12 protein-coding genes and 1 riboswitch are annotated in these 13448 nt (G+C 35.4%); all 12 genes read right to left on the reverse strand.

Features of this window, described 5'->3' with window-relative positions; all coding sequences use genetic code 11:
* Positions 1–155 precede the first annotated feature (155 nt).
* Positions 156–1433, reverse strand: coding sequence for a phosphomethylpyrimidine synthase ThiC (gene thiC, locus BM077_RS06830; protein ID WP_089748625.1), 1278 nt, complete (start codon positions 1431–1433; stop codon positions 156–158).
* A gap of 77 nt (positions 1434–1510) precedes the next feature.
* A complete protein-coding gene (gene thiC / locus BM077_RS06835; RefSeq protein WP_089748626.1) occupies positions 1511–2791 on the reverse strand; it encodes a phosphomethylpyrimidine synthase ThiC in 1281 nt (426 codons plus the stop codon).
* A 118-nt stretch (positions 2792–2909) separates the two neighbouring features.
* Positions 2910–3148: riboswitch (cobalamin riboswitch) on the reverse strand.
* A 60-nt stretch (positions 3149–3208) separates the two neighbouring features.
* The gene (locus tag BM077_RS06840) at positions 3209–3523 is read right to left on the reverse strand and encodes a hypothetical protein (protein ID WP_089748627.1); all 315 of its coding nucleotides are present in this window, start codon (positions 3521–3523) and stop codon (positions 3209–3211) included.
* Between the two features lie 68 nt (positions 3524–3591).
* Complete coding sequence (sigE, locus tag BM077_RS06845; RefSeq protein WP_089748654.1) at positions 3592–4323, reverse strand: RNA polymerase sporulation sigma factor SigE; 732 nt, start codon at positions 4321–4323, stop codon at positions 3592–3594.
* Between the two features lie 52 nt (positions 4324–4375).
* Positions 4376–5290: a sigma-E processing peptidase SpoIIGA gene (gene spoIIGA, locus BM077_RS06850; protein WP_089748628.1), complete on the reverse strand. Its 915-nt coding sequence runs from the start codon at positions 5288–5290 to the stop codon at positions 4376–4378.
* Positions 5291–5485: 195 nt separating this feature from the next.
* Positions 5486–6580 (reverse strand): cell division protein FtsZ, encoded by a 1095-nt coding sequence (gene ftsZ, locus BM077_RS06855; protein ID WP_089748629.1) that lies wholly within the window; start codon positions 6578–6580, stop codon positions 5486–5488.
* A gap of 26 nt (positions 6581–6606) precedes the next feature.
* Complete coding sequence (gene ftsA / locus BM077_RS06860) at positions 6607–7893, reverse strand: cell division protein FtsA (RefSeq protein WP_090003454.1); 1287 nt, start codon at positions 7891–7893, stop codon at positions 6607–6609.
* A gap of 160 nt (positions 7894–8053) precedes the next feature.
* On the reverse strand, positions 8054–8755 hold the full coding sequence (locus tag BM077_RS06865) for a cell division protein FtsQ/DivIB (protein WP_176941637.1): 702 nt from the start codon (positions 8753–8755) through the stop codon (positions 8054–8056).
* A gap of 77 nt (positions 8756–8832) precedes the next feature.
* Positions 8833–9768 (reverse strand): D-alanine--D-alanine ligase family protein, encoded by a 936-nt coding sequence (locus tag BM077_RS06870; RefSeq protein ID WP_089748632.1) that lies wholly within the window; start codon positions 9766–9768, stop codon positions 8833–8835.
* A 25-nt stretch (positions 9769–9793) separates the two neighbouring features.
* Positions 9794–11056 carry a UDP-N-acetylglucosamine 1-carboxyvinyltransferase gene (murA, locus tag BM077_RS06875; protein ID WP_089748633.1) on the reverse strand — a complete coding sequence of 421 codons (1263 nt, stop codon included), beginning with the start codon at positions 11054–11056 and terminating at the stop codon, positions 9794–9796.
* A gap of 5 nt (positions 11057–11061) precedes the next feature.
* Entirely contained in the window at positions 11062–11976 is a 915-nt protein-coding gene (gene murB, locus BM077_RS06880) for a UDP-N-acetylmuramate dehydrogenase (RefSeq protein ID WP_089748634.1), read from the reverse strand.
* Between the two features lie 3 nt (positions 11977–11979).
* Positions 11980–13386: a UDP-N-acetylmuramate--L-alanine ligase gene (gene murC / locus BM077_RS06885; RefSeq protein ID WP_089748635.1), complete on the reverse strand. Its 1407-nt coding sequence runs from the start codon at positions 13384–13386 to the stop codon at positions 11980–11982.
* Positions 13387–13448 lie beyond the last annotated feature (62 nt).

Here is a 13448-nt window from a genome sequence, read left to right on the forward strand (position 1 = left end):
GTAATATTATTAAAGATATCTTGCTAATTATTTTACCTTATAACTAATCACTTATCACTAATCACTTGTCACTAGTCACTTGTCACTAGTCACTTGTCACTAGTCACTTGTCACTTGTCACTAGTCACTTGTCACTAGTCACTTGTCACTCATAACTACCCCTGCAAATAATTAGCAACCAATTCCATCGGCTCAGCCTTTTCATCCATGACCCTAGTCTCTTCCTTCTTCACTCCCTTACTCTTAGCTAACACTTTCTCTTGATTAATTGCTAACTTAGCCTGTTCCTGCCAATCTTCTTTAACCCGAGCTTCTGCCATTTTAGTATCTAGCTTACTAGCTTTTGATCCATATTTAGCTATATCTCCAGCATGAGTAGCCATCCTCGCTGCAATCACTCCCTGTTTAATATCTTCTTTAGCAGGTAATCCTAAGTGTTCCGCTGGTGTAACATAACAGACAAAATCAGCTCCTGCCCAAGTAGCTTTTGCTCCTCCAATTGCTGCCACTATATGATCATAACCAGCTGCTATATCAGTTACTAACATTCCCAAAACAAAGAACGGAGCATCATGACATAATTCTTTCTGTACTTGAATTGTTGTCTCTATATGGTCTAACGGAACATGTCCTGGTCCTTCCACCATAGCCTGTACCCCAGCTTCTCTAGCCCTCTGTACTAATTCACCAGTAACTAATAATCCTTGTACCTGAGCTCGGTCTAAAGAATCAACTACTGCTCCAGGTCTAATTCCATCACCTAAACTCAAAGTCACATCATGTTTCTTTGCAATCTCTAAAACTCGATCATATTGAGTATAAAGTGGATTTTCCTTTTGATGATGAAGCATCCACCCGGTTAAAAATCCACCACCACGACTCACTACGTCAGTAACTCTTCCCTCATTCTTTAATCTCTCTAAAACTTCTAATGTCATTCCACAATGAATTGCCATAAAGTCTACCCCTGCTTCTGCCTGTCTTTCGATTTCATCAAAGATATCCTCTGCTTCCATCTCCACTACTGATCCATACTTATCAATACTCTTAATTCCTGCTTGATAGATCGGTACAGTGCCTACTGGTACATCGGCTATTTCTAAAGTATTTATTCTAATCTGATCTATATTCCCACCAGTACTCAGATCCATAATAGCATCAGCCCCAGCATCCAAAGCAGCTTGCAACTTCTCTTTCTCCCTCTCCATATCTGGATAATCTTTAGAAGCGCCAATACTTGCATTCACCTTTGTTCTTAATCCTGTTCCAATAGCTACATAACCTCTATCTTTACGATTTATATTAGCAGGAATTACTATCTCTCCTTTAGCAACCCCTTCTCTAATAACCTCTGCCGATACTTCTTCCGTATTAGCCACCTCTAACATTTCTTCTGTAATAATCCCTTCTTGAGCTTTAATCATTTGTGTCATAAATTCTTCCTCCCTTTAATTAAATTCAATTGATAAGAACCTCAGCCTTAGCCTTAGTCTCAACCTCAGCCTTAACCTTAATTTAAATACCCATCAACAACCTTAATTGCACAATATTCACCGCACATCGCACATCCATCACTTCCGGCAGGATTTCTTCCTTCTCTTACTTGTTTGGCATTCTCAGGATTTAAAGATAGATTTATTTCTGCTTCCCAATTTAACTCTTTTCTTGCCTTAGCCATCTTTTCTTCTTTTCTCCAAGCCTCTTCCCGTCCTTTAGATAGATCCCCAACCTGTGCAGCAATCTTAGCAGCCATAACCCCGTCCCTGATATCCTCTTCGGTCGGAAAATCAAGATGTTCCACCGGAGTTACGTAACATAAAAAGTCTGCGCCAGCTGCCGCAGCAAAAGCTCCTCCTATCGCTGAATTAATATCATCTTCTCCTGTCGCTAAATCAGTTACTAACGGACCAAATACAAAGTAAGGAGCGTCATGACAGAGTTCTTTTTGTAACTGAATTGTACTCTTAATCTGGTCTAAAGGTACATGACCAGGCCCTTTTACCATCATCTGTACACCGTAATCTCTTCCTTGATCCACTAACTCACCTAAAATAATTAACTCCTGAATTTGAGCTCTATCTAAAGAATCAGATATTGCTCCTGGACGAAAAGTATCAGCTAAACTAAGTGTAACATCATACCTCTTAGCAATCTCTAATAAACGATCATACTCTTTATAAAATGGGTTCTCCTGTTGATTATGCAACATCCACCCGGCTAATATTTGGCCTCCATGACTGACTAAACCTTCAACTCGCCCTTCAAATTTCAATCTTTCCAATACTTCTAACCTCAACCCAGCGTGAATTCCCATAAAGTCTACTCCATCTTCCGCTTGTTTTTCTACTATTTTAAATATATCATCAACTGTCATATTTAAGATTGATTCTGTCTTCTCTTGACTCTCCTTAGCTGCCTGATAAATAGGTAGTGTTCCTACTGGTAGTTCTGTTGCCTTTAACACCTCTCTTCGAGCACTATCGATATCCCCATCCTTACTTAAATCCATAACTGCATCAGTACCTAAGCTTACCGCTAAATTAACTTTCTTTAATTCAGTTTGAATATCAGTATAATCTCTATAAAGTCCTACACTAGTATTAACTTTCGTCCTCAATCCTTTCCCAAATCCTTGACTAAACTTCACCTTTCTCTGCTTATTCTTAGGAATTACTATCCTTCCTGCTTCCACTTCGCTTCTAATCACTTCTGGTCTTACTCCTTCATTCTCCGCAACAAACTTCATCGCTGGTGTTATTTTCCCAGCTTTAGCTTTAATTAATTGAGTCATGTATCCTTCCTCCTTAAAAATTAGTTATAAATACAAAAAAGTCCACGACCCCCCTTAAGAGGTCGTGGACTTTGCCATCACCCACTACTATAACTTATCTTCATTCCGCGAAAGACAAGATTTAGCGATTAAACAGGCAGGTTTCCTGGCTCACAACAGACTTTGCTTCACCTTCCCTAGTTATTTTTAATCGATAACCAGGTGGTATAATTAAAGTAGTCTTTTATTGCTTACAGTGGCGGGACCGCGCTGTAACGAGAATAAATTAGCACATCTCATCCAGACTTCCCTTTTAAATCTGCTAATTAAAAAGTTTTCCTCCTTAACCAGCAAATCACCTATTTAATAAATATTAACTTTTATATTCCATATACTTATTTCAACACTGACTTAAAAACTCCTGCTTAAAATTAAAAATTAATTTGCTTTTCTAAAAGGTACTACTACTTTTTCATCTAGCTTAATACTATTCTTTTCTTCCTCTTGTATAAGAAATGTTTTGGGAATTATATATAAAAAATCTTCAAACTCAAAACCATAATAGTGTTGACCATTCATATTCATCTCACCAATTGAAGATGCCTTTTCTTCTTTGACTAATTGAGTTAAATAATCATATATCTTATTATAGCGTTCTTTCTCTGGCATATTATAAATTAGTCGCTCCGGCATTGAAAAGATTTCTTTTAATATTTCTGTAGTTGTGCAGATTTGACTCCTAGATAACTTCACATTATCTTCCCCCTTATTATAGATTCCCCTATAGATACTTTATTAATTAATTTTATTAAAAGCTTTAATTATACCTGCATCTTAGCAATTTCCCCTTGTAATTTTTTAATAATTCGCTTTTCTAAACGTGAAATATATGATTGAGAAATTCCTAAAATATCAGCAACTTCTTTTTGCGTCATCTCTTCTTTGCCCTCACTTAAACCAAATCTCAAGATCATAATCTTTCTTTCACGTTCTGTTAAAACTTCCATAGCTTGCACTAATAACTCTCTATCAACATCTTCTTCTATGTACTTATAAATCAGATCCATTTCTGTACCTAATACATCGGATAATTTTAACTCATTTCCGTCCCAATCAATATTTAAAGGCTCATCGAATGACACTTCTGATCGTTTCTTATTATTCCTCCTTAAGTACATTAAAATTTCATTTTCAATACAGCGTGAAGCATAAGTAGCCAACTTAATCTTCTTACTTACATCAAATGTATTAACTGCTTTAATCAAGCCAATTGTCCCTATAGAAACTAAGTCTTCAATATCTATTCCTGTATTCTCAAATTTACGTGCAATATAGACCACTAACCTTAAATTCCGTTCAATTAGGACACTCCTAACAGCCTGATCACCATCTTCTAACTTAGAAAGCAAATAACTCTCTTCTTCATTAGATAAAGGCGGTGGCAATGCTTCACTACTCCCTACATAAAAGACATTCCTGGCTACATAAGTCCCTAACTTCTGTAACAACCTAACATACTGAATCCTAACAAACAACTTAAACCTCCTGACCAAACTTAACAAATCTAGCCCCCCTTTTAATGCACTGACTTTTAAAAGATACTGACTATCTTATAGTATTAATTAATCCTGGATTAACTAAAGCATTATAATCTGCATCTTGATCAAGCGGTTGGTCATAGACCCCAAGGATTACGTGATCAGTTACTAACTTCTCTTCTTGATAATATAGTATAACTTTGTCCGGTTTCAAGCCAATCATTAATTCATTCTGACTACCTACAACTGAAAATGGAATAAGCCTAAACCTATTAGCCCAAGTAGTCTCACTTAAAACTGTAGCTACTTCTTCAATTTGTAATTTTAAATCATAATTTGTAAAAATTTTTCGAATTTTCTTTGGTAGTATTTCTAATAGTAGTTCTAATTCTATAATTATTACAGGAAGATTGGTTAATGGATCTCTTAACTGATTTCCAGTATCAACATATGCATTAACTTCTAGTTCTTCATCATCAAACTTAATAATTAATGAAGTTAAAAAATTGTCCATCGAAACTTGCCCTTGAAATAAACGCCAACTAAATTTTCCTAAAACCCCTAAGAATATAATACCTATTAAAAATATCCAAGTATCCTGTATCGAAAGATTAAAGCCTTCATTTAGTTCTGTAAATTGTGACTGCAAATTCAAATTATAACCTGCCATTAATATTCCAGCAGCTAAAAATGTAATTAGATAGAAATATCCTAATGCCTGAATAAATCGCCTTATTCGTAGTGGAAAATAAGCTATAATAACCATTAAGATAGATATTAAGAAATAAATAATTATATTATTCCAATTCTGCAATTGGGGAAATAACATTAAAATAGTATATGCCGTCCCAACCGCTGCACTTAAAATCAAACGCCAAATTTTATAATCAATATTTACTAAACGTCCAGTAGTCCATAAAAGTAGATAATTCATTACTAAATTAATTATAAGTAATACATCCCAATAAATAGTTAATTCCATTTAACTTTACTCCTCTATTATATATATATTAGATTCTCAAGAAAAAATCACCTGCCAAATTTAATTTTTAATTTTTGTAATCTTTTTAGAGGTTATTAGCAATAATTTACCTATTTATATTTTTTACATTCTTTTTGTCATTCCTTGCCGAAAATGAAAAATCTCGATCCCCCTTGGGAATCGAGACTTAATAAATCATCCTTTATTTCTCCGTAAAAAAGTAGGTATATCCAAATCATCATTAGCAAATGATTTAATATTATCAACATCATCACGGTAATCATTATCTTCTTTTTTTGAACTTTCTTCTTGAACTTTAGGCTTTTCTTTTTTAACCTGGTCAAAACCAGTAGCAATTACAGTAACTTTTACCGCACCTTCTTCTATCTCTTCATCAACTACTGCGCCAAGTATAATATTAGCATTAGAGTCTGCCACTTCCGAAACTACTTTAACAGCTTCATTAGCCTCATGCAAACCTAAATCAGCACCACCAGTAATATTCAATAACACTCCCTTGGCTCCATCAATGGAAGCTTCAAGTAATGGTGAAGCAATTGCTTGTTTAGCTGCTTCTATCGCTCTATCTTCTCCGCTTGCAGTACCGATTCCCATTAAAGCTGAACCAGCATCAGTCATAATTGTCTTAACATCAGCAAAGTCTAGATTGATTAAACCAGTAATAGTAATTAAATCAGAAATACCTTGTACTCCCTGTCTCAAAACATCATCCGCAATCTGAAAGGCCTCCATTAAAGATGTCTGCTTTTCAACAACCTCTAATAATCTATCATTAGGAATAATAATTAAAGTATCCACTTTCTCTTTTAAATTTTCAACACCGTATTCAGCCTTTTCCATTCTCTGTCTACCTTCAACAGTAAACGGCTTAGTTACAACTCCTACTGTCAAAGCCCCAGATTCTTTTGCTACTTCAGCTACTACAGGAGCAGCTCCAGTTCCTGTGCCGCCTCCCATACCAGCAGTAATAAATACCATATCAGATCCTCTTAAGGTCTCAGCAATCATTTCACGACTCTCTTCTGCAGCTTCTTCACCAATCTTAGGGTCAGCTCCTGCTCCTAAGCCTTTAGTCAACTTTTCACCAATCTGTAATGTCATATTTGCTTCCGAAGAAACTAATGCTTGAGCATCAGTATTAATAGATATAAATTCTACACCCTGTAAATCAGATTCTATCATACGATTAACAGCATTATTTCCTCCACCACCAACACCAACAACTTTTATATCAGCAAACTGTTCTGTTTCTGCACTAAACTCAAACATGGTAAAATACCCCCTCGTCTATCAGATTAAAAAACATCCTCAAACCAATTTTTAACTTTATTCAATAAATTATCCATCCCCTCGTTCTCTTCCTGCACTACTATAGGCTCCTCATATTCCTGCTGACTACCATAACATACTAAGCCAATGCCGGTTGCAAACATAGCAGTACTATCCTCAGATATATTGGCTTCTTGTTCGCCAACTAAATATATATTATCATCAATAAAATCAGCCAAATCATTTGTCTTTTCTGGAACCCCTCTTCGAACAGGTAAATCTAATTTTTCTGAAGCCAATTCAGGAAGCCCTTTCATCAAAGAAGCCCCACCAGTAATTACTGCTCCCGCAGGAATTAAACCATCATAACCAGATTTTTCGATCTCCTGTTGAACTAAACTAAATATCTCATCTACCCGTGGTTCTATAATTTCACAAAGCATTTTTCGTGAAATATGTCTTGTATCTTTACCACTTGTAGTTAAGACCTCAATCTCCTCAGCTTCATCTACCATATCCGCCAATGCACAACCAGACCTAATCTTAATCTTCTCTGCACTAGTAATTGGAGTTCTAAGACCTACAGCAATATCACTAGTAATATGGTCACCACCAACTGGTAAAACAGCAGTATACCAAATACTACCTTCCTTAAAAATAGCTACATCAGTAGTACCACCACCGATATCAACTAATACCACTCCTAACTCCTTCTCACTATTTGATAAAACAGCTTGGCTAGCTGCTAAAGGCTCTAAAACTACATCTTCAACATCCATACCTACTTTATGTACACTCTTAACTAAATTTTCAATTGAAGTTATTGAGCCTGTAACTATATGAGTCTCTACCTCTAGCCTTACTCCTGACATTCCTAATGGCTGCTTAATATCCTGACAACCATCTATAACAAAGCCTCGTGGTAAAACATGCAAAATCTTTCTTTCAGGAGGAATAGCTACAATCTTTGAAGCTTCTATTACTCTATCTATATCCTCATAAGTAATCTCTTTATCATCACCAGTAATAGCTACTACTCCATGACTATTCATAGATGAAATATGAGAGCCAGCAATACCTACATATACTGAATTTACCTCAATTCCAGCCATTCTTTCTGCCTTCATAATCGCTGATTCAATAGACTTAACAGTGTCATCTATATCAACTACAACACCTTTTCTTAAGCCAACAGAAGGGCTAGTCCCTACACCAATTATATCTAAAATCTCATTATCACTAACCTCAGCTATAATAGCACATATCTTTGTTGTACCGATATCTAAACCAGCTACAATTCTGCGCTGTGTCACTAAATATCCTCCCTTCTTATCAAACCTTAATTATCGTCTTATTAGACCATATATTGACATAAAACAATGAGTTCATTAATTTATCTGTCTCTCTTATATGATATTTTCAACACAAATATTTAATTTCCTCTTTTTATAATATAATTTTATAAAAAATTCTTTATTCTAACTTGATTACCGGATTATTATAATATTTCAAATTAACATAATCAAAATTCTTTTCTTCTTTCTTAAGTTTAGAATATATACGCTTAAATAGTTTGACCTTATAATTAATATTAAGTGGTTGTCCAAATTCAACCTTACTAGAACCTAAATAAAATATAATATTCCTTTGATTATCAATCTGAATTTGAGTTATCCCTCTATTAACTACCTCATCTATACCAGTTAAATACCGAAGAGAATCCTTTATATAACTTGTCATCTTAATCTTATTACCTAAAATTTTAACGTCTAATCCTTTTAAAAGAGGCAAGCTAACATCAGTTAGCTCTTTCCTTTTATCTACAATCCATCCTTCCTTACTCACTAATAGGCAATCTCCTCCCTGTTGAATAACTACCAGAGGAGTTCTTTCATCAACTATAATCCTTACAGTAGAGGGAAATCTACGTTCTAAAACTACTCCTTTAATTTGTGGTTGTCGCATCAATCGATTGCTAACTTTATCAAAATCAATCTGAAAAATATTTTGTCCATTATTTAAGCCTGTAAAATTAATTATCTCTTCATTAGTCAACAAACCATTGCCTTTAACCGTTACCTTAGTTAAAGCAAAATAGTTAGAATTAATGAAAGTTAATAGGGCAATAATTATAACTAAACTCAAAGATAATCCAAAGTATTCTTTTCGTTGCAAGTAGTTCACTCTCCCTCAAAACTATAAAGTATTAAAGACGCAGCAAAACCTGCGCCTTTATCATCCACAGCTTTTAATTATTCTAAAGCATATTCTAAAATTTTAATTACTAGTTCTTCAAAGCTAATGTCTGCTGCTTGTGCTGCTTGAGGCAAAAGACTAGTCTCAGTCATCCCTGGAATAGTATTTACCTCTAAAACATACGGTTTATCATCTTCAGCGACCATAAGATCTACCCTAGCCATCCCAGAACATTTTAAAGCTTGATAGGCTCTATATGACATCTTTCTAGCTTGATTATAAAGGCTATCTTTTAATTGAGCTGGAATAATAAATTCAGTCATACCTTTTGTGTATTTAGCTTCAAAATTATATACCCCATCCTTAGGCTTAATCTCAATTATAGGCAGAACTATAGGCTCATCATTACCTAAAATCCCAACTGTAATCTCCTTACCATCAATATACTCTTCAATTAAAACTTCTGTATCATACTTGAAGGCTTCGTTAATAGCAGTAATTAAATCCTCTTCTTTCTTTACAATTGATAATCCTAAACTTGACCCTTCTAAAACTGGTTTAACCACAATCGGCAAACCAAATTTATCAATTAGTTTTTTAATTGAAACCTTACTTCCTGATTCCCATTCTCCCTTATTTAAAACTTTAAATTTAGGAGTCAAAATTCCTTCCTGCCTAAAGATTTTTTTTGAAATAATCTTATTAATAGCCATTGCACTAGCCAAGACTCCTGACCCAGTATAGGGAATGCCTTCCATCTCAAGTAACCCTTGGATAGTACCATCCTCACCATACCGGCCGTGCAAAGCAATAAATGCTACATCTGCCTCAGCAGTAATTAAGTTCTTATAAAATTCATCATTCTGAGGGTCTAGTTTAATAACATCGACCCCTTGACCTTTTAAGGCATCATATATAGCCTGACCGGTCTTCAATGAAATCTTTCTTTCTGCTGATTTTCCTCCACAAATTACAGCTGCTCGTTTATCCATCAACTTCCTCCTTTCTACAAATTCATCAGACAGAAACAGTACTTACCCTAGTGATGTATCCTCCTAAATTAGTAATCTTGCTTTCTAAATTTTCATAACCTCGATCAATATGGTAAATATCATTTATTCTCGTCTCACCTTCAGCTACTAATCCTGCTAAAACTAAAGCAGCACCTGCCCGTAAATCACTAGCTTCTACGACAGCACCAGAAAGCTCTTTAATGCCTTTAATAATAGCAGAACGACTCTCAATTCTAATATCTGCTCCCATTCTTCTTAACTCATCAGCATGTTTAAGCCTATTCTCAAATATAGTTTCAGTAATTACACTAGTACCCTCAGCCACTGAAAGCAAGGTCATAAATTGTGGCTGCATATCAGTAGGAAAACCCGGATAAGGCAATGTTTTGACATTAACACCCTTTACTTTAGCAGGTGCTGTTACTTTAATTTGATCCTGATTATAATCAACTTCAACTCCAGCTTCTAATAACTTAGCAATTACTGGTTCTACATGCTCAGGAATCACATTATTTAATAATACTTCCCCGCCAGTTATAGCTGAAGCTACCATAAAAGTACCGGTTTCAATTCGGTCGGGAATAACTGTATAGTCAATTGAATGTAATTCCTCAACTCCTTCAACCTTAATTATATCGGTCCCAGCTCCTCTAATCTTAGCACCCATTCCATTAAGGAAATTTTGAAGATCAATTATTTCTGGCTCTTTAGCTGCATTGCGTATAACAGTAGTTCCTGTTGCTTTAGTAGCAGCCATCATAATATTCTCAGTTGCACCAACACTAGGGAAATCAAGATGAATATCAGCACCTATTAACTCATCGGTCTTACCCTCTAAATATCCATGTTCTTCGGTAAACTCAACCCCTAAAGCCTCTAGACCTTTAATATGTAAGTCTATAGGCCTTGGTCCAATACTACAACCACCAGGTTGAGAAATTCTTACTTTTTTAAATCTAGCTAATAAAGATCCCATTAAGAAGATCGTAGCTCGCATCTTTCTCATTAAATATTCAGGTATCTCACAAGAATCTATCACACTAGAATTAACAGTAATCACTTTATCATCTTGACTAACTCCTGCACCAAGATTACTTAATACCTCTTTCATCACTTTCACATCTCTTAACCTTGGAACCTCACGGATAATATTCTCACCTGATGATAAAACAGTACCAGCTAAAATAGGCAAAACAGCATTCTTAGCTCCACTAATATCAACCTCACCAGTCAAGCGATTACCACCTTTAACAATAAAGCTATCCATTTCTGTCACCTCCTACTTGACAGAATTTGAACTTCTCTTTCTAAATCAAATCCATATTCCTCTTTAATTAAGTTCTGAACTCTTTCCATAAGCTTCAATATATCTTGAGCCGTTGCTTCACCAGTATTAACAATAAAATTAGCATGTTTTTTGGAAACTTCAGCTCCTCCAACCGATAGACCTTTACCTCCAGCTTCATCAATCAATCTCCCGGCTGAATCCCCAGTTGGATTCTTAAAAATACAACCAGCATTAGGCATTGTAAGTGGTTGACTCTCTTTTCGTTTAGTAACCAACTCTTTCATCTTACTTTCAATCTTCTGTTGGTCACCTGGTTCTAATAAGAACTCTACTTCTACTATAATTAAATCCTCAGTTTGAAACCGACTCTTTCGGTAAGAAAAATTACAATCTTCTCTATTAAGAATCTTCATCTTCCCCTCTTTAGTCAATACCCTAACCTTACTTATGATTGTGCTCATATCATTACCAGTCCCTAAACCAGCATTCATTACTGTAGCACCACCAACAGTAGCCGGTAGTCCAGCAGCAAATTCCAAACCACTTAGCCCATGCTTAGTAGCTCGTTTTGCTACTGTAGGTAGAGTTGCCCCAGCACCAGTATAAATAGTATCCCCTTCGATATTAATATTATTGATAGTACCAGCTAACTTAATTACTACTCCATCAATTCCATTATCAGGTACTAATAAGTTAGTACCGTTACCAAAAATACTATAATCAATCGCCTTTTCATTTAAATATTTTAAAATTTCTTTTAGATCCTGAATATCCTGAGGAATAATCAAAACTTCTGCTGGTCCACCTACACGAAACGAAGTATGGTACTTTAATGGCTCATCAAAACGAACCTCTCCTCTAACTTTTGCTTGTAATCTTTCTTTCTCTATCGATTTCATACTTTAAACCTCCATTGTTAATTCCCCAGTCTCTTCTGTCTGAATCTTCTGGTCAGTAATTGCTAATCTTTCTCCTACTTTCCATACATCCCCAGCACCTAAAGTTAATACTAACTCTCCCGCTTGTAATCTTTTTTGTAAATAGTGGTAAACATCATCTAAATCAGATATGAACTTAGCCTTCCCAAAATTGCGTTGATTAATTAAATTGGCTACTCTTTCCGCTTCAACTCCCGGAATAGGGTCTTCCCCTGCTGCATAAATATCCGTAATAATCACTTCATCTGCATCAGTAAACGCTTGACTAAACTCTTCTAATAAAAATTTGGTACGAGAATATCTATGTGGTTGAAAGATAGCAATCACTTTTTTGAAGTCCATATTTTGGGCTGCAGATAAAGTAGCCTCTATCTCCGTTGGATGATGAGCATAGTCGTCAACTAAAACTGCACCTCGGTACTTCCCTTTTTGCTCAAACCTTCTTCCGACTCCTCTAAACTTCTTTAAAGCGGAAGCAATCTCTTTAAATTGTAATCCAATATGTAATCCAATACTGATTGCAGCTAAAGCATTAGCTAAATTATGCTTACCAGGCACTCTTAAATTCAAATTTCCTAACTTCTTACCTTGGTAATAAATACTAGAATTCGAACCTAAATGATTCAGCTCAATCTGTTCAGCAAATAACTTGGCTTGATCAGTTAATCCATAAGTAATTAAATCATTACCCATTTCATCAACTATATCTACTATCTCCTTATCATCCAAACAGACTATACCTCTTCCTTGAGGTGGTAGCTTATTAAGAAACTGAATAAAAGTCTCTTTAATCTCTTCTTTTGACTCATAATAATCTAGATGATCAGCTTCAATATTAGTCACAACTCCTATTTCTGGCTCCATAAATAATAAAGAACCATCACTCTCGTCTGCTTCCGTTACAAAATAATCTCCATTACCGAGTTTGGCATTTCCGTTAATTAAAGATAGTTTTCCTCCTACTAAGATTGTTGGATCCAATCCATTCTCTTTTAAAATAGTAGCTACCATTGCTGTTGTAGTCGTCTTGCCATGAGTTCCAGAAATCGCAATCCCTTTCTGTCTAGTCATCAACTTAGCTACCATCTCAGCTCGTTTGAGTATCGGAATCTCCTGTTTCTTAGCTTCTATTATTTCAGGATTATCCATTGGAATTGCAGAGGAAACGACTACTACATCCGCCCCTTCTACATTCTCTGCTTTATGTCCAATCTTAATTTCTGCTCCTTCTTTACGTAAGTCTATTATAATATCAGATTCTTTCATATCCGAACCAGTAACTTGCTTCCCTAAACCAAGCAAAAGATTGGCAATTCCACTCATTCCAATACCGCCAATCCCAATTAAATGGACCCTATCTTCAGTTCTCATTATCCCTCCACCACTCCTTTTCTACCTAAGCCATATGCTATAATATGCACTTGCCTAACAAA

This window comes from Candidatus Frackibacter sp. WG13 (genome assembly GCF_900114655.1).
In the GTDB taxonomy this organism is placed as follows: Bacteria; Bacillota; Halanaerobiia; order Halobacteroidales; family Acetohalobiaceae; genus Frackibacter.